Source organism: Thalassoroseus pseudoceratinae, from assembly GCF_011634775.1.
GTDB lineage: Bacteria > Planctomycetota > Planctomycetia > Planctomycetales > Planctomycetaceae > Thalassoroseus > Thalassoroseus pseudoceratinae.
This window is the reverse complement of the sequence record NZ_JAALXT010000001.1, coordinates 1,091,086-1,114,747: the sequence shown is the minus strand read 5'-3', so window position 1 is coordinate 1,114,747 and position 23,662 is coordinate 1,091,086. Positions and strand designations below refer to the sequence as shown.

Genomic DNA, 23,662 nt, shown 5'->3' with positions numbered 1-23,662 from the left:
GCGGTGTTAGTCGACGAATTGCAGTTCATTTGAAGCAAACAAGATTTGAGCGTACTGCGTCCACCGTCCGACGGCGTCGTCCTCGTCACTTTGCAGGAACTGTTTGGCGAGCGACCGTTCGGCTTCGTGCGGTAGTCGGTTGAAGCAGAGTCGGTACGCGAGATCAAGTTGAGAATCGAGGTCTTTTCGATTGTCGATCAGTCGTTGTGCAAACGCCTCAGCCTGGGCGACCATGAACGGACTGTTGAGCACGAACAGTTTTTGCAGCGGCGTCGTGGTTTGAATTCGACGTTCGCTGTGCGTGTTCGGATCAGGGTGCCCGAACAACGCCAACATCGAATTCAGTTCCAACCGGCTGATTTCACTGTAGACCGTTCGGCGAGCGGCCGTGGGATCCTGCGGGTCAATCGACGTTCCACCAACTTGCGGTTCGAGTTTTCCGGAGATGGATAGAATCGCGTCTCGCCATTGTTCGATACTCAGCCGCTGTCTCGGCATCCGGGAGAGATAGACATTCGCCGGGTCCACTTCGAGAGACTTTTCGGTTCCCAGGCTCGATTGACCATAGGTCGCTGAAAGTGTGATCTCGCGATGCAACCATTTCAACGACCAGCCATGTTCCACGAATCGCGTGGCCAAGTCGTCGAGCAATTGTGGGTGTGATGGTTCCGATCCGAGTTTTCCGAAGTTACTCGGAGTATCGACAATCGGGGTCCCGAAGTGACGAGCCCAAATACGATTGACGATGACACGCGCAGTTAATGGGTTGTTCGGATCGGCAATGGCTTCCGCCAATTCCAGACGGCCGCTCTGTGACGCAAACGGCTTGGCTTCGGGGTCGAGAATCTGCAAGAACCGCCGCGGAACTGTGGGGCCCTTCTTTTTGACGTCTCCCCGAATGAAGACATTCAAGTCTTTGGTCGGGGCATCCGCGATGATGTGCATGGAGTCATCGGGACTCTTCGCCTGCTTGCTCTTCTCGGATTTTTTCGCGTTCTTCAGCGGACGGTTCAGCATTCTTGTGCTGGCAAAGACTCCCGCGAGTGCGTAATAATCTTCGGTCTCGATGGGGTCGTATTTATGATCGTGGCAGCGTGCACACGCAACGGTTAGACCGAGCAAACCGCGACCGACGACATCCACCCGGTCTTCCCACTCATCGGCCATCACTTCCAGCGAATTGCGACGATAGTACTTCGGCCCTAATCCGATGAAGCCCAATGCCACATGATTGCGGTCGTCATCGGGTTCCAGCAGATCGGCGGCGAGTTGAAGTTTGATGAAACGATCGTACGGGACATCATCGTTGAGGGCTTCGATGACCCAATCCCGATACAGATACGCGTTGGGGTAGCATAGGGATCGGTTGTTGCCGACGATGTGAGCTTGATCTTCTGCGTATCGCATCAAGTCCAACCACATCTTCGCCCAGTGTTCGCCGTACTGTGGGGAGGCCAACAAGCGTTCGACCACACGCGACTTGGCATCGGCGGAGTGATCCTTGAGAAATCGTTCGACGTCCTGCGGTGACGGTGGAAGTCCGGTCAGATCGAAAGTGACTCGTCGCAACCACGTCCGACGCTCCGCGGTATCGCTGGGTGACAATCCTGCATCTTCCATCCGTCGCAGAACGAAGGCGTCGATTGGACGTTCAATCCAAGATTTGTGTTGGACGACCGGTTCAGTGTGCCGCGTTGGAGGTTGAAACGACCAAAACTCTCGAGCGGCATCAAAGTTGATTTCGTTCTTGGCAACGGGATCGACTTTGCCACCGTCTCGCGGGTCCGGCGCACCCATTTCGATCCACTTGCGAAAGTCCGACACGACTTGCTCGCCCAACGGTCCACTTGGTGGCATCTCGTAGGTCGTGTAATCGAGTGCTTCGATTAACGGGCTCTCATCCGGTTTCTTCGGAACAATCGCCGGACCGGAATCTCCACCCACAAGAAGGGCCTGTCGTGTGTCGAGCCGCAAGCTCCCTTTCAATTCCCCGTCCGCGGCCGCTTTCGCCGAGTGGCAGGCGTAACACTTCTCGACCAACACCGGACGAATCTTGCGTTCGAAGAACTCCAAACCAGCATCATCCGCAAAGCACGGTGAAAGAGTGATTCCAAGAATCAAGCCAACGCAAGCAAACTGTCGCGGAACCGAAAAGTCCAACATGGCGGGATATCATGGGTTGGAGTGAGGGCGGGAGCAGCGATCTTCACTCCAAAGTATATCAGGTCGTTGATGCGTGGGAAACGCAATCGGGGAAAAACGACTGTGCAGCGACGAACACAGGTTTTGTTTCCCCGTAACCTGAAACCAAGTTCCTCCTGCGTCCACCCCAGACGCAGAAGGCGGTTGTGTCTCTTTAGCGGATTTCTGCTGGAAAACTCGGTGGAGCTGGCAGAGATTGCAACGGGGCACCGACGTTCGTGCCGTCAGTGGCTCCAGAGATCGCAGGGTTGCCGAGAGTTTGATCGTCTAGCGTCAGATCAGCCGGAGCGACCGAGGACGATTCCATGCGATCCCACATACCGCTCCACTCGAATTCGCCATTCTGAGCACCGATTTCTCGTCCCGCCGTCGATTGCGTCCAGGTGCGTTTCCACATTTCAAAATCGCGAGAGACAAAATCGGCAGCGTCGCCGGACCAAAACATTTCGTAACCATGATAGAAGTTTCGCTGCCCGTTCCATTGCAGTAGTTGTTCATAACGGTCGGAACTCACGGCTCCCTCGACCACGACCAACGGATTGCTGGTGTTGGTAGCGAAGATGTTGTCTCGGGCGGTTGGAACGTCGATTGGAAGCAGGTCACGAGGTGTGGTGCCAGCGTCAAACCGAATGAGGGAATTCGTGACCGCCGTTACGTGTACCATTCGCAATTCCACGCGGGCAGATTCATCGAGTAGCTCAAGATTTCCGATCGATGCGTAGGCGGCCCCTTCAACGACGATCGCGGACCGTTCGAGGTTGACCCGGCCTGGGTTCGTGTGATGGGCCGTAATGACATCGCACCCCCCGCGGATCAGGCTATCCACGATTTCGATGCTGAATTCCGGTCGTGATTCCCCGCCAGTTCGCTTCATGCCCATGTCGACCCCGGTTCTCACGGGGGCTTCGAGCAACTCGATGGCCGTGCAATCCACGTTCCCCAAATTTTCGACGGTGATCGACACGCGATCCAAACGAACTTGGCCACTACCTTGCAGCGAGATCACAGCCCAATCCGTATTCGCACCGAGTTGCGTGGCCGTGTCAAAACGGAGATCGATGTTGATCAAATCAATGGAAGCATCGACCAGTTCAATCAACCGTGTTTGTTCGGTCACTCCGTCCGTGTCGTCGATGTAGTACTCCAGCCACGGGCGGGAATCCTCGGCGGCACGGATGGCGAGTTTCTTCCCTTTAATGAGGATCGGTTTCCGGATCTGTTCGGGAAGCGTTCCGGATGTACGAATCTCGATGATGTCGCCGTCGTTCGCGGCGGCACATGCGGCTTCGAGCGTGGGTTTGGTTTCCGAGGAAGAACCATCGGCTCGAAGAATGGTGTACGGTCGCAGCTGCCCGACCGGTGTCACTTTCGTTGCCGGGGAATTGGTCTTTGATTTTTCTGACTCTTTGGAAGGCAGTGAGGTCGACACTTGGGTTTTGGCAGGTGTCATCGCCACAACGTCGGTTGTCTCTTGCTGTGTTTTCGGGGCCGGTGTTGCAGCAGTTTCCGTTGGTCTCAACGGACTGGGAACGTTTGAACCCGTTGGCTTCAACAGAGGTTCGATTCCCTCAAACGGAAATTCCGGCGATGTGGCGACGTCTGGTTTCATCAACGGTTTTGGAAGGTCCGAGGACGAATCCGTCGACGGTTGAGACTCGGATAATTCCACGTCCAGAAATGGGCTTTCGGATGTCACGGACGACAGCGTTTCTTCCGGCGTGAGTTCGCCTTCATCTTCGATTGGGGGTGTCCCAACCGCGTTGCTGCGAGAGTCTGGTGGAATAACTTGTCCACCATCCAAGCCTGTAGCAGGCTCCGTGCGTGTCGTGTTTGATGCGACCCGATCAGTTTGTGACGCAATTGGAGCGGTCCATTTCGGAAACCGCTCGATGCCGATCACGATGGCAAACAGGAGGCCGATTGTGGCGATCCAACCAAAATGCCGTTCCCAGAAGCGTTCTTGTTGGACTTCGGGAATCGTCCAAACGTAACTTTCGGGGTCGACGGCTTGCAGACCAAACGCCCGAGCCAAGTGGCCGAGATCGACAAGCAAATCATCTGGTGTTGCGTAACGGTTCTTAGGCTTTGTCGCCATCATCTTTTTGACGATTTGCGACAACTCCGTGGGCACATGCCGATTTCGATTAGCGGGGTCCGGGGGTTCCTTGCCCTGATGGTCGAGTAATTTCTGCAGCACTGTGCCTTCCGGGTACGGGGGGGATCCCGTCAAGAGGTGGTACAGCGTGCAACCGAGCGAGTAAATGTCGCTACGAATGTCGACGGAACGCGGATCTTGAGCCTGCTCGGGAGAGATGTAGTCGAATGTTCCGAGTGTTGTGCCGGCGAGAGTAATATCACCCAGAGAGTCGGCTGCTTCCTTCCGCGCTAAACCCAAGTCGACCAACTTTGCTCGACCGTTGGACGTAATAATGATGTTAGACGGCTTGATGTCGCGATGAACAACACCCGCCTCACAGGTATGCTTCAACGCTGTCGCAATTTGAAGCGTGTAGTTAACCGCCTCTGCCGGATGCAACGGACCATGCCGAGTGATTAGATCTCGCAGGTTCATCCCCCGAATGTATTCGAAGGCGATGAAATGCAGCCCCTTGTCTTCTCCGAAATAGTGCACACGGGCAATGTTGTCGTGATCAAGTCGGGCGGCCGATCGGGCTTCGTTTTGAAAACGGCGGACGGCGGACTCATCCCGCGATTGACTCGGGCCAAGAACTTTCAGAGCCACGACGCGTTGAAGCCGCGTGTCCAATGCTCGGAAGACGGCTCCCATGCCGCCAATCCCGATCCGTTCCTTGACCACAAAATGCCCGAGTTCCACACCTTCCGGGCCAGCAGGTTCGGTTTCGGAAATCGACGAACCATCCGGATTCAGCACCGGGAACAAACGGTTCCAGAGATCAGGCTCGTTGCGAACGTCAGATGAGCTTTGCGGTTTGTCGGAAGAATCGTCACCTCGTCCTTCGAGATTGATGACAGTTTCCGTGTGACGTGTCGCTCCAGGCAGCAACGGAAAGGCAAACGGCGAACCGGCCTCGTCGGGAGTTGGCCCCGGAGATTGAGTCATTTGGGATGATTGTTCAGGTGTTCTGTACTGGCTCATGAAATATCTCGAGCCCCAGATGGGTTGAGGAGTCCGTTCCACAAGATGCGTATTTTATCCATCGGTCCTGTCATCAGTCAAAGAAAAACCCTCAGAACAAGCGTTCCTCATCGACCAAGCGTCTTGAATAATTCAGGAAATTTTCGGTCTGTTTCGGCGATGCCGTTATTTCAAGATTTCCGAGACATCCCCGTTGATGGATTCCAAAAGTGCCCGCAGTCGATCAAAGACGTCGTCCGTAAATAATTCACTTTCAAGAACCACACCCACTTCGTCACGAATGGTTCGGTCGGTCGCAGCGTTCTCCTGCAAACGATAGACGCCAGACGCCTCCTGAGGTTCCACTAAACGTTCCAGTCCCTGCACTTTTGGCAGGAATCCCAGTTCGACGTGTTCAATCAGTTCGCGAACGATGACGTCAGCGGCTTTGTATTTTTCTCGCAACGTCATGTTTTCAAGTCGGTCGTTCGACATCACAGTTCCTCGCTACTGAGACTTTGAACAGAAGTCTGGATGATATTGATGGAATTCTGCTTTGAGTTGCTTTGTGCGATCATCCCAATTGGACCGGTGGCGGAAGCGTGATTGCAACATATGCCATCACCCACCGCAAACAGTGCAATTCGAATCGGTTCAAATGCCAGTCAAAGACGTGAAACGAATGTTCGGCAATGCCCTCATAGAACTGAGTGGCATACAGAATGAGGAGTTGTCTGGATTCCTTTCCATGGAAATATTGACGGAAAAAACGAAATCGTTTTGAACGAACTGTGAAATTTTCGGTGGAATTTTTGAAATTGACCGACAAGCCTAGGATCGCTACCGTTCGTACGATCAAATGTTCGGTGTGAATCTCGAATCGTCCAACCTAGACTGTTTCATGACTGAAAATATTGACCATTCCGAAGCTCGTGGATTCGACATGTATGAAGCCGAGTTGGCAGTCGGTATCGACGCGGTTCGCCAGGCTATGTCAGTTTGTGAATATGTCCAGGCACAGGTGACTCCTGAAGCGATGGAGAAACGGGATAAAAGTCCTGTCACCATTGCAGACTTTGCAAGTCAAGCGGTGATCTGCCGTTCATTGGGTCTGGCATTTCCCGCTGATCCAATCGTTGCGGAGGAAGATTCCGCCGCTCTCAAAGAACCAGAGCAAAAGCCGTTCCTAGATCGAATCGAACAAGAGTTGACACGCGCGGGAATCCAAGGAACAGTCAACGATATCTACCGTTGGATTGACCAAGGGAACTCGCAAAGTTACTGCAATCGGTTTTGGACGCTCGACCCGATCGACGGGACGAAAGGGTTTCTCCGAGGCGAGCAATACGCGGTGTCGCTGGCATTGATTGTTGAGGGAATGCCGACGGTTGCGGTGTTGGGCTGTCCGAATCTCAAAACTGCGGATGGCCAATCCGGCGTGATTTTCTCGGCGGTTAGTGGACGTGGCGCGAGCTGTCAGCACACGGATGAGAATGGTTCCCCACAGCCAATCCGCGTTCGTGAAACGAGTGATTTGACTCAATCGCAATTTTGCGAATCGGTCGAAAGTGGTCACAGCAAACATGATTGGTCCGCACAAATTGCCGAGACTTTAGGCATCGTCGCCGATCCCGTTCGCATGGATAGCCAAGCAAAGTACGCCGCCGTCGCGCGAGGCGATGCGGATATTTATTTGCGTCTGCCGACCCGTCCCGGCTATCGTGAGAAGATCTGGGATCACGCCGGTGGTGTACTCGTCGTGCAGGAAGCGGGGGGGACCGTTACAGACATTGACGGCAAACCCCTCGATTTCACGCACGGAATGGAGTTGGCGACAAATCAGGGCGTGGTCGTAACGACAGGTCATCACCACGAGAAAGTCATTGCGGCGATCCAGCAAACCAAACCGAAATCCAACAAATAATCGCCGAGTTTGGCTCCAAATTCTCTTCGGAAATACCTTCCCATGTCCGTTTTGGTTCATTCAGTCGATCGGCCTGAGACTCCCGCGATGAAAATGCCGGATCGGTTCCGCACGGACGTGATTCACTTTGCGACTCCCGCGGGCATGTTTGATGCGCCAGACAAACTGAACAACGGCGAGTATTGGGTCCGGCGGGAAGATGCTCAGCAGGCGTACGATGACGGAGTGCTGCGTGTGGTTTCTATCCTCGACAGCGAGAACCGCACCGAACTCGAATTGAGCGAGGAGCAGGAAATCTTCTTGGAATGGTTGCTTGAACACGAGGTGCAACACATTCGATTAGAATCTGTGCGTTGACAGATAATAAGTGCGAAGATTCAGCCATTTCAGGCTCGGAATGTGATCGACGAAACGGGAAAACGCCGGATCGACCGCATCGCCCAAGTCGTTGAGCGGGCGATCAATTGATTTCAACAGCATCAACCCGTCGGCCGGCCATCGCAGTGTGATCCACGCGGCAATGGTATCGCTGGTGGCCTCCCAAGTGTGGGGCAAAGGAAGAATCGACGGTAAGCCAGCGGCGTCACGGCGTTCTTCGTCATCCAAGAATAATCGCGTTTGCAAGATCGGAACGCGGTCATTCCGCCACGCTGAGTCCGCAGCCGATCGATCCGTCACAAGCAATCCTCTTGGCCAGATCGTTGTCATCAGGTGTGCATTGAGCTCCATCGCTCGGAGCGCAAGCACGTGCGATTGGTCCTCACCGATCTGAAAGCGTTTGTCCCAATCGCGAACCGCATCCGCAATCGAACCGCCACCAACGACCAACAGTGGTCGATGGGGAAACGACGCAACGGCCTGATCCAAACGTCGGGGAATGTCATCTAAATTCAGCAAACTTCCGCCGAGTTTCCATACCCAAATCGGTTTGCTCATGGGCATTCCCAGCCAAATTGATCACATCATGAAGTCAGACGCGATTTGAGCAGAGTTACAGACTGATGTCGAGCTGGCCACCCACATGTCCGGCCGAAGACACCGGCGAGACCATATTGGAGGAGTTCGACGACGCGGAATTCATTCCGAGAAACGATTGCGAGATCAGCAGACCGGCGAGCAGATCGGAACCACCTGACTTCTGCTCATCGTCTTTTGATCGAGACATCATCATGAGAGCAATAATGATTTCGGCGGATGAGAATCCTTCGAGTTGCTCCATCAATTCCTGCATCCGACCGGGATCGATGCGTTCGTTGAGTTCCGCGACTGTTTCCGGTGGCCGGGACGTTTGAGCGGCCGTGTTCGGTTGTGATGTCGCCGAGACTGTTTGCGTCCCCGCTGAAGGCATTGATACGCCGGACGCGGCACTCATTCCCGTTGCACCGCCGATGCTCACACCCACTCCACCTAGTCCTGCCGCTTGCATGTTGGCTTCTCCGATGAGTCTTGGTTGGCCAAACTACATCGCAAACGGAATGCCATTCCATCATTTGGCAATTTCGCCAGCGAATTCGCGGATTCGCTCGGTGGCTGAGATGATTTCTTGCAACGCAGCGTTGTCTTCGAGCAACACGGGGTGGTGCAAAACTAACACATTGGTGTCCGCTCGATCGGCCTCTGGGAGATCGCCGACCGTGCGGAACCGTCGCCGACTGTGAATTCGATGCAGACTTCGAAAGCCGGGATCCATCGCAATTCCCTCAGCTCGCATTGCAGCGGAAAAACGATCACGCGACAACCCACCGAAAGTCTCGGGATCGTATTGAATTCCCAACTTGTAGTAGTCGGGTTCGCAGTCTGCTTTTAACTTGAAGGCTCGCAGACCCGAACTCGTCGCAAACGATTCCCGCAACGTGTTCGCGTTGTCGAGACGACGCTGACGATTGTGGTCGAGTGATCGCAACTGTGGCAAAAGGACGGCCGCTTGCAACTCGGAAAGCGGATAGGCGTTGTTGCCACGTTGCGTGTAAAGACGGGTTCGCTGTGCGATCGTGGCGTCATTGGTGAGCACCGCCCCGCCCCGCCCTGCTGAGAGCGTCTTGCTACCTCCAAAACTGATCACGCCAACATCCCCCCAAGTTCCCGCCGTTCGACCGAACAATTGGGCTCCTGGCATTTGGCAGGCATCTTCGATGACCTTGATTTTTTGGCGATCGGCCCACCGTCTCAATGCCGGCATGTCGACAACACCACCATGCAGATGGGATACCAACACCGCCGTTGATTGGGGCATTTCGATGCATTCAAGGCTTTGGACGTCGAATTGCCAATCGTCATGCCGAATGTCATGCAGCAGCGGGTTCGCACCAATCGTGAGTACGTTCTGAAAGTTCGCTTTGAAGTCATAAGCCGCCAGCAAAACGTCGTCACCAGAACCAACTCCAACACCTCGCAACGCTAACTCGACGGCAACCGTTCCACTGCTGCAAAGAATCACATGCTCGGTCTGATGGTGTTCCGCGAGTTGCTCGATCAATTCCCTGCAATGGCGTCCGTCGTAACGTCCCCAACTTCCGTCCTGCCATGCTGACAACAAGGCGTCCCGAATGGCTGGGTTTCGTGGCGGCCATTCCGGCGGTCCCTGCGGACGGATCGGCTCGCCACCTAAAATTGCGGGTCGTTCTGACATCGCTTGGATTTAGGCTCAAAAAGAACACGAATTGGATAACTTGAATCTTTCTGGAATTCAAAGATCCATTTAATCGAAATTAACGTTCATGGGAACGTCGTCGTTCAACTCTTCACAATATTCTTAAGTCCCCGAGTCGGAATTTTTTTGACACCCACCTCATTTTGAGTGACCATTCCCACAGTTGAAAATCATTCGGTTGACTCAGTGGATGTGGTCGAAAACGCGCCGAGGTTCCCTATGGAAGAATTCTATCGTTGGTGTGCAATTCTGGCTGGCACGATGTTGTTCGGTCAGTTCCTTCTCTCTTTGCTAGGGATTGGAGGTGACCACGACGGCGGACTTGATCACGAAGGCGGTTTGGAGACCGGCGGTCTTGACCATGACGGCTTTGATGACATTGAGATAGATCATGAGGGGCTCGATGATAGTAGTCATGTTGGCGATACACAGGACGGTCATCATGATGGAATTCGATTTGCAAGCCTCTTGAGTTTTCGAGCACTGGTCGCCTCGATGGCGATCTTTGGTCTCACTGGAATTGCGGCTTCGCGGGAATACGACCCCGCCCTCGCCTTCTCGATGGCGACAGCGGCTGGAATCGCCGTGTTGTTCTTGGTGGGCTGGCTGATGAACACGTTCTACGGCTTAGCGACCGATGGCACGATTCACATCGAGCAAACGATGGGAATGACCGGCCGAGTCTACGTTAAAGTGCCCGCGGATTCCCAAGGGCAAGGCCGGGTGACCGTGCTAGTTGGTGATCGAACAGTCGAGTTCCAAGCCGTTACCGCGCAAGACCAAGAACTTCCAACCGGCACACCGGTGATCGTCACGAATGTCTTGAATGACAAACTGATCGAAGTCTCGCGACGGGGCGCGTAGTTCATCCCGTCGGGACCAACCCTTTGAGCTATAAGAATACACCTCTCTCCTCCATTTCGGAAAGTCTGCTCATGTCTCCGTTATTGTTTGCCGCCGATCTGGTGGATATGTTAGCGTCGCCTTATGGCATTGGTTTGGTTGGTTTCATCATTCTGACCAGCTTGTTTCTCTTTCTGGCGAAACGCTATCGCCGTTGTCCCAGTAACGCCATCTTGGTGATTTACGGTAGCGTCGGTGCGGGGAAAAGTGCGAAGACCGTGCACGGTGGTGGGGCGTTCATTCTGCCGATTGTGCAAGACTACGACTATCTCTCACTCGAACCGATTCAGATTGAAGTCCCTTTGCAAGATGCGTTGTCGCACGAAAACATTCGCGTCAACGTGCCGAGCGTGTTCACCGTTGCCATTGGTACCGAACCGGAAGTCATGCAGAACGCCGCCGTTCGTTTGCTCGGTCTGAAAACCATCGATATCAAGAAGCAAGCTGAAGACATCATCTTCGGGCAACTCCGTCAAGTGATTGCGTCCATGCGGATCGAGGACATCAACCGTGACCGCGATGCCTTCTTGGCGAATATCCATCAAAACCTCGAGCCGGAATTAGAGAAGATCGGCCTGGTGCTGATCAACGTGAATATCACCGACATCACCGATGAATCTGGCTACATTGAAGCCATCGGACAACGGGCCGCCGCCGAAGCTGTGCAGAACGCACGTGCTGATGTCGCCGAGCAAGAGAAACTCGGGGAAATCCGAGTTGCCGCCGCCGACCGTGACAAATATGTCCAAGTCGCCGATGCGAACAAGACCAAAGAGATCGGGATGCGGGAAGCGTCTCGGGCTCAAGCCGTTCGAGTCGCGGAGTTGAACAAGGAACAGGAAGTCGCTGAGCAACGTGCCAACTTCGAGCGTGATACCGCTGTGGCAGATGCCCAACGTGAAAAGCGTATTGCAGTGGCTCAAGCTGATGCTGCCGCGATTGAAGGGGAAACGGAATCGAAAGCGAAGGTCGCCGATGCCAATGCAACTTTGAATGTCCGCCAAGCCGAAGCGTATGAAATCGGTGAGACTCGAAAACGCGAGGCGGCCGCTGCTGTCGAAGAGGCCCAACACCGCGCGATGGCAAAAGCAGCACTCGCGGAAGCGGAACGAATCGAAGCCGAACGGCGGGCCGAGATGGAAGCTCCCGCAAAAGCGATGAAAGCGAAGACCATCGTCGAAGCTGAAGCCGCCGCCGAGAAGAGAAAACTCGACGCCGAAGCCGAAGCTGCCGCCATCTTCGCACGGCTTGATGCGGAAGCTCGTGGGGAGTACGAGAAACTGGCCAAGAAAGGTCAGGGTCTCAAAGAGATCGTCGCCGCCTGTGGTGGTTCTCAGCAGGCATTCCAGCTAATGATGCTGGAACACCTCGATACACTTGCCGCGAAAAGTGCCGAAGCGATTTCGAATATCAAGTTCGATAAGATCATCGTTTGGGATAACGGTGGGAACGGTTCTGACCCTAATGGCGGGAATATGACTAGCAACTTCCTGCAGAATATGTCCCGCACGCTACCCCCAATGATGCAAGTCATGAAAGATATTGGTGGAGTGGAAATGCCGGAATACCTAGCAAAATTCGCCGAAGCCGAAGAGGAGAAAGTCGCCGCTAGCACCAAGAACGGGAAGGAATCCCACGCAGCTAGCACCGAGGTAACCTAGTCCCTAGTTGTCGTTACAGTCATGTACTAACGAAAAAGAGCCATCGACCACTCAGCAATGAGGTTCGATGGCTCTTTCTTTTGATACACAATGATTCGCGAAGATATCGGAAACCTTATTCGTTTTTGAATCAATTCTTCGGCAACGGTGACGTTAGCAGGGGGCAAAACTCGAAAGTTGAGATTTACTCACTGCGGTGAAATCCGAATTCTAACGCGAACTCTCCAATCTCGGATGAGAACCCCGCAGATAGCGGAGTAATCTGGCCTGGGTAGCGTATCACTCGATTTCGACCGACAACAACAGTCGGAATGTCGATTTGCAACTGCAGTTCCTCCATCTGAACCTTAGCCGCCCCGCAAATAATGTTCGTGACTTCGCCAACAGCATCGATGACTTCGTCATTTAATGATTCAGCCTTCGTACGCAGTATTCGCGACACGATGTTTAGCGAAGTGCGGACTGGCATGCTAAGCAACACGAGCCCATCTGCTGACCCCGTCACATTGATGATCGCGCTGACTTCGTATGGTGGTGGTCCCGATCCATTAGCCTTGAATGTCAACGACTCGCGTTCTGGAACGCAATTCAGCATCGTCGAGAAGGTCTGTTTTGTCGCGGAAATGAACGGGTTCGTCGCATTCGTTGTTAGTTCTGTGTTGAAGGTTCTCATCGGCATGGGCGACTGCCTAGAAAAGGTAACTTGGCACGAACACAGGTATCCGTGAAAGCGAGCACAAGGACTGTTTATATTTCAACAAATACGTTCAGATAAGCCAGCTGTTGATTCCGGCCGGGCTAGCACATTCCCGATATGAGCTTGTTGGTGCGGAGGGTTCTGTATACACTTATATCGGCGACTGTGATGGTGTTGTATAGTCGAGATCCAGGAGTGAACAAGAAAACAATTTGTCGACTAGAGATTGTGCGTTGTACGGGTCGTGAGGGACGCAAAGGTGTCATCTAATGATGAGATGGCATCTTGCGTTTGTTCGAGTGTGTGGCGGGGCTAGGTGGGGGGCAGGTTTAGTCTTGTTAACTCGACTGCTGGATGTCGTTGCTAGTGTTCACTAAAGCGCACTCGGCTGATTGCGGAACCGGTAAACGGATGACCTGCAACGCGTGTCACGTGCGAAGTCTTTGGAAAGCCCGATGACAGTTTCCGCGGCACCTAGAATGAGTGGGCCATTATCTCGCAGGCTCTTTGTCAGCTTTTGAAAGATTTCGCGTTTAAGGGACTCGTCGAAGTAGATCAGCACGTTGCGGCAAAGGATTAAATCGAACTGTCCTAAGCCCGCAAATGAGTCTAGCAGATTCCACTGCTTCCAAGTGACTTGGTGACGCAGTTCGTCAATGACCTGCCAACTCGTGTCAACCTGTCGGAAGTACTTTAGTAAGAGTTGGATTGGTAGGCCGCGTTGAACCTCCATTTGCGAGTACAGACCGTTCTTGGCTCGTTCGAGTGCCTTGCTGTCAAGATCGGTTGCAACGACCTCGACTCGCCAACTATCCAATTGCGCAAAGTTCTCGGCTAGCATCATCAAAAGCGAATACGGTTCCTGACCCGTCGAACATGCTGCACACCAAATTCGGATGTGTCGATGAGTTGCTCGGTCCTGGATGATTTCAGGGATCAATGTGTCTTTGAGATCGTCAAACGGTTTCTTGTCCCGAAAGAACAGAGATTCGTTTGTGGTCATCGCCTCAACAACGGCGGTTGCTAATGGCGATGTTGAGGAACGGCGCAATTCCTTAACCAATGCAGAGATGTCTGCCAGGCCTTCACTTTGTGCAAGCGGGAGTAGTCTCGATTTAGCGAGGTACTCCTTCCCTTTAGGGAGAGTCAATCCAGACTGTTCACGAAGCCAACAGGACAGGAAGTCAAAATCTTGTGGTGTCATGGACAAACCTGGAGTCGTTCTGTGCGAAGAATATCCGCTGTGGAGTATGAAGTACCGACCGCAGTGACTGCTTGTTCGCGAACCAGCAGAATCGGCTGCCATCTTGCTGGCGAAGGGATTCGCCGGGACACATACGGTTGTGAAACTGCGTGTGGTTGATCGATGGCAGCATTCAGTCTCGCCTCGTTCAAAACGCGACGTATACACGATGGCTAGTTTGGCTAATCTGAATGCCGTTGGCGGCCTATGGCCTTCATCAAGCTAAGCCGTGTGTTCTCGTATTCGTAGGGACTACAACGCGATTGCTGCTTCCACTTTCTCGCGAATAACGTCTTCTGTGAAAGGCTTCATAACATATTCATCCGCTCCTGCTTGGATTGCAGTCGCGATCTGTGTGAACTCAGCCTCAGTCGTACACATCACAATCTTCGGTTGTTGGACGAGCGACTCGGCGCGAACAGCCTTTAGGAATGTGAGACCATCCATGACGGGCATGTTCCAGTCAAGCAGAATGAGTTCGATCTCGGGGTGACTATGCACGAGATCCAAGGCGACTTGACCATTTTCTGCCTCTAGAACGGTGTAGTCCATGGATTCCATGATTCGTCGACAGATCGATCGCACTGTACGCGCATCGTCGACTAGCAAGACGGTTGCCATTGGCGTTTCCAATCTACATGCGTTAGGGGAGTTTGAGTATTTATGTATTGCGCTAGAGTTGATTGTTGTCGGTCATCGCAATTCATCAGTTGTGGCATCGAAATCAGACTAGGTCTCGCACTGAGAGACTGTCTAGTTGATACGGAGCTTTGCGAGGAATTCGTCTGCGACGTTGTTGAGGGTTCCCGACTGATCATTCACCTGTTGGGCGACTTTTTGCATTTCACTGACGCGACGCCCGCTTTCCTCGGCGGCACTTGCGACCACGGTAATACTGCTGCTGACCTCCGCTGTGCCACGAGCGGCTTCAGCGACGTTCCGAGAGATTTCACTGGTAGCGGCGGTTTGTTCCTCGACCGCGCCAGCGATGGTCGTGGAGATCTCATTGATGCGTCGAATCGATTCGCCGATTGAAGTGATTGCCCCGATGGCTTCACCGCTACTCGTCTGAATAGCTGCGATCTTGTGGCTAATTTCTTCGGTCGCTTTCGCGGTTTGGCGGGCGAGTTCCTTGACTTCGTTGGCGACCACAGCGAAGCCTTTTCCAGCTTCGCCTGCACGAGCTGCTTCGATCGTTGCGTTTAAAGCGAGCAAGTTGGTTTGTTGTGCGATCGAGGTGATGACCTTGATCACTTCACCGATTTGCTTGCTCGCTCCTTCGAGCTCATTGATCGATGCGTTTGTTCGGTTGCTTTCGGAAACCGCTTGTTCAGTCATTCGCGATGCTTCTTGCACGTGGCGAGCAATTTCATCGATCGACTGGCTCAGTTCTTCAGCGGCTGCAGCGACGGTTTCAACGTTTTTCGAGGCTTGCTCACCTGCGGCTGCGGCAACTTCCGCTTTCTGTGAGGTTTCCTCGGATGTTTCCGCCATCGATTGGAAGTTGGTGTGGAGTGCGTTGGACGCTTCTGTAATCGATGAGGCAACCCCTTTGACATCACGTTCGAAGTCGTCGGCGAGTTGCACTTGTTGCGTGAGGACTGACCAAGTCACCATTGGGCCGACGTATTCACCGTCTTCGTCGTAGACCGCAGAGACGAGCAAGTCCAAAGTCTCCGGCCCCAATTTGACCTTTGCACGGTGTGGCAAGTTGGAAGGGTCAGCAAGCAATCGTCGTTGCATCTCCGGTTGTTTGTGGAAGATGTCAATTGAATTGCCAACGAGCTCGTCGACTGGTTTGGGAAGGAGGTGCTGCAGTTCTTGCAGTTTTTTCCGAGTGGCGGTGTTGATGTAGTTGAGCTGGAGGTCTTTGCCCGCCAGCATGACGTTGATGGGCATTTGTTCGATGGCCGATTTGATTCGGCTAGCTTCCTTCCGACTCTCGACGAGAGCTGTGACATCGGTTGCGAACTTGACGACCTTGCACAGTTTGCCAGTCGCATCATGGATGGGATTGTAGCTTGCAGAGATCCAAATCACTTCGCCGGCTTTTGTGATCCGCTTGAATTCACCAGCGAAGGATTCCCCGTTTCGGAGTCGTTCCCAGAACTGCCGGTACTCCGCGGAAACTCGGTATGCTTGGTCGACGAACATTTCGTGGTGCTGTCCTTGGATTTCGTTCAACCGATAACCCAAGACGCTCAAGAAATTGTCATTGGCGGTCAGGATGGTTCCGTCCAGGTCGAACTGAATCACGGCCTGCGTGCGGCTGACAGCTTCGATCTGGCCTTCCAGATCCACCGTTTTTTCGCTGAGTTCGACTTGCTGAGTGGTTTCTTGCAGTGTCAGCATTCGGCCCGTGGGGCGACCGTTGGAATCGTGTAGGTTGACCACCGAGACGTCGAAGTGGCGTTGACCAATTTGCGAATGGACCGTGCTTGAACGGTCGGAATTCACGTGTTCCCGAAGACCTGGCATTGTTTCTCGTATCAGCGACCAGGAACCGTGACGGAGCGTTTCCGTGCGAACATCGAGTTCCGCTGAAAGTGATTGAAATAGTTTCTCGCTGGCAGTGTTGAAGCAGAGAACAGCCCCGTCCGCATCGAAAATGATCGTGGGCGTCGTCGATTGTTCCAACGCCAACGCCATCAAACTTGTGTTGGTTTGTTGAGTCGATGAACCAGCGGCAGCATTCATTGCGGAATCGATTTGAGATGGAGTCATAGATTCGGAAGTCCAGTCGAGAGAGGGAGGGGCGATTTCGGAGGTCGGGTGAGATTCGTGACCCGACGAGTTGTGTACGGTTTCTGGAACGGTCTTGGCAGCGGTAAGCTGGGAGTGAGCCGCTGCAATCATCGTGTCTGCGACAGCGGTGTAAGCTTCGGACCAGGCGTTTTGTAGCTCGGCGTTCCAATGGTCGCCGGCAACATCGGCTAGCACTTCCAGCAGAACGCTGCCGACATCGGCGTAGTCGTCGTCCGAAACTCCCCACTGCATGTGGCGAACGCCGAGGTCACCCAAGTACCGTTCGAGCGCTTCGGGTTGGTCGAGCCAACGGACGATCAAAACCAACGCTTGCCCGAGTTTCTGGCGTTGATCGATGAGATCAGCCCCCGCGAACAACGGCATTAACGTCGGTTGTTGCTCGAACAACCGTTCGTAAAAAAGTTTTGTGATGTGATCGAGTTGCCCACGCAAAAGTGCGAAGGAATCTCGTAGTAGACCGACGGCCAATCCCATGAATACTAGCCCTTTCGCCGATCGAGAATGCAAGAGATATCCAGCACGACAAGCAGTGCGTCTTCCAGGCGTAGCACACCTCGCAGCACACCGCGTCGGGATGCGGCAAGCGAGTGTGGAACGGGGTCCATGCGTGTCTTGCCCACATCGACAACTTCGCCAACTTCATCGACGAGAAGACTGAACCATTCGTCGCGGTAGCGAACCACAACGTTCATTGGTTCCTTGTCTCCCTCGAGAGGGGCAAGATCGAAGTACGTGCGAAGATCGACAGCCGTCACGATTTGCCCACGTAAGTTGAGCAATCCCGCGATGTCCGGCGGCGCTTTGGGAGTCTTGGCGATTCTTTGTGGATTGAGCACTTCTTGAACCACAGTAACTGGGACGCCGTATAAATCGTCGGCGACCCGGAAAGTCACATACTGTTGTGAGACATGCGACGTGGTATTGCTCGACGGTACTGTTGGAGCGGTAGTCGTCATGCAGAGATCCTTTCCTGGCTGCCCTGAGTTTCGCAGAGACGGCGAATCGTCGAGACGAGTGCGGTGGGGTCAAACTTTCGCAGCGTAGCATCGTACCCCGCGTCTTTGGCTCGATTCTCCAAGTCGGTTTCTTGAAGAGCCGTCATTGCGATCAGTTTCGTTGACTTGAGTTCCGGTCGGACTCGACAAGCATTCGCAAACTGGAATCCATCCATTGAAGGCATTTCAAGATCGCTCACGATGATCTGGAACCGCTCCCCACGATCGATCCGCCCGATGGCATCATCCCCTGCTCCGCACGCCACCACTTCGTACCCCTGAGACTCTAAGGTGGTTGTGATGAGCTGACGGAAGAAGATGGAATCATCGACCACAAGCACTCTCGGAAGCGATTTCCGCTTGACGTCGGCGTACCATTCGGGGTTGGCCTGGTTGATGTAGTAGTGGGTATCGATGACATCGACAGCTTGCCCACCAAGAATTGCTGTGCCGAGGACACCGGGTTGATTGGCATTCATGTGCATCGTGAGGCGTTCTTCGATGATGTCGCGAATGCCCTGCACCATCAGGCCCATCGAATTATTGCCTTCACTGAAGACAATAACGGGTTGAATGTTCGTGCTGCTCTCCACGCTGGATGTGCCATCGATGGTCAACAGCGGCAGAAGTTGATCGCGGTATTGCACAACCTTCCTGCGACCGGCCGTTTCGATTTGTTCTTTGGGAATTTCTTCCAGACGTGCAACGAGAGACAACGGCACACCCATCGTGCGATTGTCACCGGCATTAAACAGAAGGACGTTCGTTGGTTCGGGACCGTGAGAGTCGGAGAGTTCGTGATTGAGGTTGTCGTTGGACGGCAGCCCACCGTTTTGATTCGCGATTCCGGCGATATCCAGAATCATGATGACGCGGCCATCACCCAGAATGGTTGTGCCCTGATAAATATCGATGTGTTTGAGAAGGGAGCCAACCGGCTTTACGACAATTTCTTCAGTATCGAAGACCTGAGAAACAAGAATGCCAAATTGGTCTTCTCCGACCTGAACAACGGCGATATTGGCTTCCTCGGTCGATCGGTGACCGTCTTCAAGTCCGACAATTTCGTGGAGCGGAATCAACGGCAGCAGCCGATCGCGGAGGCGGTAGAACTCGTGGTTTCGAATTCGTTCGATCTTCCGCAGATCGGATGAGGACAATCGCACCAATTCCACGACACCGAGTTGCGGAATCGCAAAACTTTCCCCCCCGGCTTCCACGATCAATGCCGATATAATCGCGAGCGTCAGCGGAATTTTGATTTTGATGGTCGTGCCTCGACCGGCTTGTGACGTCAGTTCGATGGTCCCGCCGATTTTCTCGATCTGCGTCTTGACCACGTCCATTCCCACCCCGCGTCCGGACACCGAACTAATCTTCTCGGCGGTCGAAAAACCGGGATGAAAGATGAACTGCATCAAGTCCGCTTCGCTGCGGAGTTCGGCGTCGGCTTCGGAAATGAGTCCCTGCCGGATGGCTTTTTCCCGGACTTTGTCGACCGCGATTCCGCGTCCATCGTCATCAATTCGGATGATGACGTGACCGCCCTCATGGTACGCTTTGAGGTGAATGCGACCGGTTTCGGGTTTGCCGAGTTGTTCACGTTCCTGTGGCGATTCAATCCCGTGATCAGCGGAATTCCGCACCATATGCGTGAGCGGATCTTTGATGGCATCGAGAACCGTACGATCCAACTCCGTCTCGGCACCGTAGAGTTCGAGGTCAATCTGCTTTTCCGTGACGTTCGCCAAGTCACGAACCAACCGCGGAAGTTTATTCCACGCATTGCCAATTGGCTGCATCCGCGTTTTCATCACTCCTTCTTGCAAATGAGTGGTCACGCGGTTGAGTTGAGCCACGGGAGTGGCATATCGAGATTCCTCATCGCCTCGTGTGAGTTGCAGGAGCTGGTTACGAGTCAGAACCAATTCCCCGACGAGGTTCATGAGGTGGTCCAACACTTGCACATCAATTCGAATGGAAAGTTCCGACGTGCGTGCCGTTTCGTCCCAACCTTTCGACTGTTGTTCCTTTGAAGGAGCCGGTTTATTCGCTGGTTCACTTGGTTTCGGTGGGGCACTCGGTCCGGGCGTTGGCTCTGGATTGGCTGAGGGCACCGCAGCGGCGGCGTTGACCGGTTCGGGGTCTGGCGTTGGGATTGGTGCGTCTATCGGCGCCGGTTCGGTATCGACGGAGTTTTCCGGCTCGTCTGGTTCCGGTGTGGCCAATTCCGGAGCCTCCGGCGTGTCGGCAGTGGCTGGTTCCGGAGTTTCCGGCTTTGAGAATGATTGAGGAACTGATGCCAACAAGTCGAGCTTATGAATCAGACGCTTGTCATCGCCGTCATCCTCGGCTCCGGTCATCTCGATCGAATCCAGCAGTTCCTTCGTGCGATCGACGGCTTCGAGCACGAGGGAAATCGCATCCGGCGTGACGGGCAATGCTCGGCTTCGCATCTGCCCGAGGACGTTCTCCGCGGAGTGAGCCACGCTTTCCAACTTCGGCAACCCAAGAAAACCGCAGGTGCCTTTGATGGTGTGAATCGTTCGGAAAATGCTCGCGATCAGGTCGGTATCGGTGGGGCGTTTTTCGAGTTGAACGATCTCAGAATCGAGTTGCCCTAGGTTCTCCCAGCTTTCTGCAAGAAACTCTTTTACAATGTCATCGGTCATGCTGGAGAGATCCTTTTCGGCGTACCAAAAACAGGTCGCGAACGTGTCGCTCTATCTATTTTCGGCTGAAAATGTATCCAGCTTGACTAGGTTTTCTTGAGGATTTGCGGGAGATACGGGTCATGGGCAGACACTGACGAATACTTCGGGGAAGTACGGCGAAAAAGTCGCTTTTCGCTGGTTTTCGCTCAGAATCTGAGAACGAATTTGCACTCTGAGAAATACGTGCTCGGGCGGGTGTGCTCGTTGACCACGACAGCGTCAACTAGGGGCCGATAGCCAAGCGTAGTGGAACTTCCAAACCATGTTGCTCCATCAGGGCGGCGTTACGCAGAACGCGATGCGTGGGACCGTCGGCGTGAATTTCGCCCGCATCCAAAATTAGAACCCGGGAGCAGTGTAGAACGACGAAGTCCAAATCGTGAGTGGCAATTAGTTGGGTTCCCGCATACGCATCTAAATGTGAGATCAGAGAGCGACGCGCTCGTGGATCGAGATTGCTCGTCGGTTCATCGAGTACCAGAATCGACGGCTGACATGCCAACACCCCTGCCAAGCCGACGCGTTTGCGTTCGCCATCACTCAGCCTCATTGTGCTCCGGCGTTCGAAGCCCGCAAGTCCCACTTGTTCCAGACTCACACGCACACGCTCGTGGACCTCTTCCTTTGATAAACCCAGGTTTAGCGGCCCAAACGCGACATCCTCGGCCACAGTTGGGCAGAATAATTGATCATCGGGGTCTTGGAACAGGAAACCAACTTGCTGACGTACCGATGGCAGTGTGTCACGGTTGACTGGCTGTCCATGAATGGAGACCGAGACAGTTCCAGTACCGGTCGCATGAGTCCGCGGCAATAACCCGTTCAAATGCATCAGCAACGTCGATTTGCCCGCACCGCTCGGTCCGACCAACCCAACGCGTTCGCCAGGTTGCAAAACGAAACTGATCTCCCGCAGAGTCGGCGGTCCACCGGCATAACGGAAAGAAAGTTCACTCACACATACGGCGGGGGCCGGTGTGGGTGAAGTATCTGAGGAGGGACCGGTCATGCGGTGGTAACACTCGGTGGTCTAGCGTGAGGTGAGTCGGCAGGATTCCACACTATCCTACCGGTCAGCTCGAGCGTTGTGAAAGGATTTGTTCGGGCCGATGTCGTTGAGTGTTCGGTGTCGTCCATCCCACCCGCGAGCGCACATCGAGTCGTGAACGCGTTCGGCACGCGTCAATGCTCGAACGAGCAACATCCCGATGAGTTGGACCGAGAGTCGCCAGCGAGCAAACAGCGGGCGTGGATTGACCGTTCGGGCCGCACGAGCGGTTTGCATGCGTTCCAGTTCTTCCCAAAGAACAAAGAGGTACCGATACGACAGCACAAGCACGCTCAAAAGCAACTCGGGCACATGGAATTGCCGAAACGTTTGGATCAACTCGTCAAACGAGACAACGCGCGTTAGCCAGAGTGCGGCTAAAAACGAGATCAGCCCACGAAACGCAATCGCAGCGGCTAATTCACCACCGCTGCGAAATCCCTGAGAGAACGGCAACGAAATTGCTAACAGACCTAGAAAGGGCAGGAAAACGGCAAGCCGACGTCCCAAGTACGACAGCGGTGTTTCGGCAAACGCATGAGCCGCCCAAAGAATCGCCAACAGCATTCCATGGAACGGCCAGTAACCGATCGGCACGGTCAATCCCGCGACGATGATCATTAGGCAGAACCCGACTCGCCAAATGGGAGATGAATTTGAACGCGACGGTGAGAACTCGTTCACGCCGATCTACTTTCCGACTGCGATCCAACGGACTCTGCTTCGAGTTGCATTCGAGAACGGATCGAGCGTGCAAACAGAAACGCTGCGACCGCGACGGTCAATGTGCCAAGCATACCCGCGAGCGAAACCGAAACTCGTTGCCACCACGGTGACCGATTCCAACCGGCAAACGGCGACGGAATTGCATAGTCGCTGAGGACAAATCCCGGTCCATCATCCGCTTGATCGATAAAACCACGCGACTCGGCAACCGCTTCCAATCCGTCCGGAGCGGACGATGCAAACGGTGCAAGAAAAGCGGCAACCGTCATTGCCACAACAAGACCCGCCATCACGATCTGTGTGAAACTTGAATGCGGGCGAAACGTTGGTTCGTCTCGCTCGAGCAAGTCCGGACGTTGGGTGAGCGCGAAACTGACAATTCCGCCGGTGATCAACGCCTCACCAATTCCGATCAGTGAATGGACGGAAACCATCATGGAAAACACTCGGCCCAAGTCGAACTCGGTTCGATCGACCGAGAACCCAAGTTCCAAGCAGAACAGCATCGCCGCCGCCATCACCGTCAACCAAGAGGCAACAACCGCACCCACGACTGTGCCCACCGCACGATCCCGAATCAATCGCCGCACGATGGTGTAAACGCCATACCCGCCCCATGTGCCGATCACGGCCATGTTCAGTACGTTCGCCCCCATCGCCAGCAGACCGCCGTCGCTGAATAATAGGGCTTGCATGGCGACGACGATCGTCACGGCAATGCATCCAGCCCAGGGGCCGAGCAAAACCGCCGCGAGAACTCCGCCCATCAAGTGACCGGACACCGCTGGCACGCCGAGAAACGCAATTGGGACTCGGAAGTTCACCATCTGACCGGCGAAAATGAATGCCGCCGTCATCCCAGTGAGGGCCACGGTTCGTTCGGCGATTTGGTCCCGCAAACGGATGACGCTCCAACCCACTGCCGCGATCGAGGCTGCTCCGGCTGCTGCGCAAACTTCCGGAGCCAAAAATCCATCGGGAATATGCATTCACGTACTCACAAAATTCGTTCAAACGTTCGATTGACGCGAATCGC

19 protein-coding genes and 1 pseudogene are annotated in these 23,662 nt (G+C 54.1%); 4 read left to right on the top strand and 16 right to left on the bottom strand.

Translation table 11 applies throughout. The features are described 5' to 3' along the window. Positions 1-6: 6 nt before the first annotated feature. The 3 genes from G6R38_RS04150 to G6R38_RS04140 form a co-directional block, all read right to left on the bottom strand. Positions 7-2,163 (bottom strand): PSD1 and planctomycete cytochrome C domain-containing protein, encoded by a 2,157-nt coding sequence (locus G6R38_RS04150; protein ID WP_166820395.1) that lies wholly within the window; start codon positions 2,161-2,163, stop codon positions 7-9. Between the two features lie 193 nt (positions 2,164-2,356). Beyond that, positions 2,357-5,284: a serine/threonine-protein kinase gene (locus G6R38_RS04145; protein WP_166820394.1), complete on the bottom strand. Its 2,928-nt coding sequence runs from the start codon at positions 5,282-5,284 to the stop codon at positions 2,357-2,359. Positions 5,285-5,485: 201 nt separating this feature from the next. Then, entirely contained in the window at positions 5,486-5,794 is a 309-nt protein-coding gene (locus G6R38_RS04140; RefSeq protein WP_166820393.1) for a hypothetical protein, read from the bottom strand. A gap of 406 nt (positions 5,795-6,200) precedes the next feature. Here G6R38_RS04140 and G6R38_RS04135 point away from each other — a divergent pair, with 406 nt between their 5' ends. Next, positions 6,201-7,223 (top strand): 3'(2'),5'-bisphosphate nucleotidase, encoded by a 1,023-nt coding sequence (locus tag G6R38_RS04135; RefSeq protein ID WP_240928059.1) that lies wholly within the window; start codon positions 6,201-6,203, stop codon positions 7,221-7,223. Between the two features lie 42 nt (positions 7,224-7,265). Further along, positions 7,266-7,580, top strand: coding sequence for a hypothetical protein (locus G6R38_RS04130; RefSeq protein WP_166820392.1), 315 nt, complete (start codon positions 7,266-7,268; stop codon positions 7,578-7,580). Here G6R38_RS04130 and G6R38_RS04125 read toward each other — a convergent pair. From G6R38_RS04125 to G6R38_RS04115, 3 genes are read right to left on the bottom strand one after another with little or no spacing between them, the layout of a single operon-like run. Further along, positions 7,563-8,159 carry an amino acid kinase family protein gene (locus tag G6R38_RS04125; RefSeq protein ID WP_166820391.1) on the bottom strand — a complete coding sequence of 199 codons (597 nt, stop codon included), beginning with the start codon at positions 8,157-8,159 and terminating at the stop codon, positions 7,563-7,565. The two genes, G6R38_RS04130 and G6R38_RS04125, sit on opposite strands and share 18 nt — an antisense overlap. A 55-nt stretch (positions 8,160-8,214) precedes the next feature. Further along, positions 8,215-8,649 (bottom strand): hypothetical protein, encoded by a 435-nt coding sequence (locus G6R38_RS04120; RefSeq protein WP_166820390.1) that lies wholly within the window; start codon positions 8,647-8,649, stop codon positions 8,215-8,217. Positions 8,650-8,709: 60 nt separating this feature from the next. Next, positions 8,710-9,852, bottom strand: coding sequence for a DegT/DnrJ/EryC1/StrS family aminotransferase (locus G6R38_RS04115; RefSeq protein ID WP_166820389.1), 1,143 nt, complete (start codon positions 9,850-9,852; stop codon positions 8,710-8,712). A 240-nt stretch (positions 9,853-10,092) separates the two neighbouring features. Here G6R38_RS04115 and G6R38_RS04110 point away from each other — a divergent pair, with 240 nt between their 5' ends. Both G6R38_RS04110 and G6R38_RS04105 read left to right on the top strand, forming a co-directional pair. Further along, positions 10,093-10,737, top strand: coding sequence for a hypothetical protein (locus G6R38_RS04110; RefSeq protein ID WP_166820388.1), 645 nt, complete (start codon positions 10,093-10,095; stop codon positions 10,735-10,737). Positions 10,738-10,808: 71 nt separating this feature from the next. Continuing rightward, the gene (locus G6R38_RS04105; protein ID WP_166820387.1) at positions 10,809-12,437 is read left to right on the top strand and encodes a flotillin family protein; all 1,629 of its coding nucleotides are present in this window, start codon (positions 10,809-10,811) and stop codon (positions 12,435-12,437) included. Positions 12,438-12,621: 184 nt separating this feature from the next. On the opposite strand, the gene G6R38_RS04100 is transcribed toward G6R38_RS04105, so the two are convergent. The 10 genes and pseudogenes from G6R38_RS04100 to G6R38_RS04060 form a co-directional block, all read right to left on the bottom strand. Further along, complete coding sequence (locus G6R38_RS04100; RefSeq protein WP_166820386.1) at positions 12,622-13,116, bottom strand: chemotaxis protein CheX; 495 nt, start codon at positions 13,114-13,116, stop codon at positions 12,622-12,624. A 391-nt stretch (positions 13,117-13,507) separates the two neighbouring features. Then, on the bottom strand, positions 13,508-14,137 hold the full coding sequence (locus tag G6R38_RS04095) for a CheR family methyltransferase (protein ID WP_240928082.1): 630 nt from the start codon (positions 14,135-14,137) through the stop codon (positions 13,508-13,510). A gap of 51 nt (positions 14,138-14,188) precedes the next feature. Next, positions 14,189-14,338 (bottom strand): annotated as a pseudogene (locus G6R38_RS27970) (hypothetical protein); the annotation flags it as partial. A gap of 291 nt (positions 14,339-14,629) precedes the next feature. After that, complete coding sequence (locus tag G6R38_RS04090) at positions 14,630-14,998, bottom strand: response regulator (protein ID WP_166820384.1); 369 nt, start codon at positions 14,996-14,998, stop codon at positions 14,630-14,632. 132 nt (positions 14,999-15,130) lie between these two features. Beyond that, entirely contained in the window at positions 15,131-17,617 is a 2,487-nt protein-coding gene (locus G6R38_RS04085; protein WP_166820383.1) for a methyl-accepting chemotaxis protein, read from the bottom strand. Positions 17,618-17,622: 5 nt separating this feature from the next. Further along, positions 17,623-18,099 carry a chemotaxis protein CheW gene (locus G6R38_RS04080; RefSeq protein ID WP_166820382.1) on the bottom strand — a complete coding sequence of 159 codons (477 nt, stop codon included), beginning with the start codon at positions 18,097-18,099 and terminating at the stop codon, positions 17,623-17,625. Beyond that, a complete protein-coding gene (locus G6R38_RS04075) occupies positions 18,096-20,810 on the bottom strand; it encodes a hybrid sensor histidine kinase/response regulator (protein WP_166820381.1) in 2,715 nt (904 codons plus the stop codon). The genes G6R38_RS04080 and G6R38_RS04075 overlap by 4 nt, the downstream gene beginning before the upstream one ends. A 265-nt stretch (positions 20,811-21,075) precedes the next feature. Then, a complete protein-coding gene (locus G6R38_RS04070) occupies positions 21,076-21,861 on the bottom strand; it encodes an energy-coupling factor ABC transporter ATP-binding protein (RefSeq protein ID WP_166820380.1) in 786 nt (261 codons plus the stop codon). Positions 21,862-21,918: 57 nt separating this feature from the next. Then, the gene (locus tag G6R38_RS04065; protein WP_166820379.1) at positions 21,919-22,584 is read right to left on the bottom strand and encodes an energy-coupling factor transporter transmembrane component T family protein; all 666 of its coding nucleotides are present in this window, start codon (positions 22,582-22,584) and stop codon (positions 21,919-21,921) included. Continuing rightward, positions 22,581-23,615: an energy-coupling factor ABC transporter permease gene (locus tag G6R38_RS04060; protein WP_166820378.1), complete on the bottom strand. Its 1,035-nt coding sequence runs from the start codon at positions 23,613-23,615 to the stop codon at positions 22,581-22,583. The genes G6R38_RS04065 and G6R38_RS04060 overlap by 4 nt, the downstream gene beginning before the upstream one ends. Positions 23,616-23,662 lie beyond the last annotated feature (47 nt).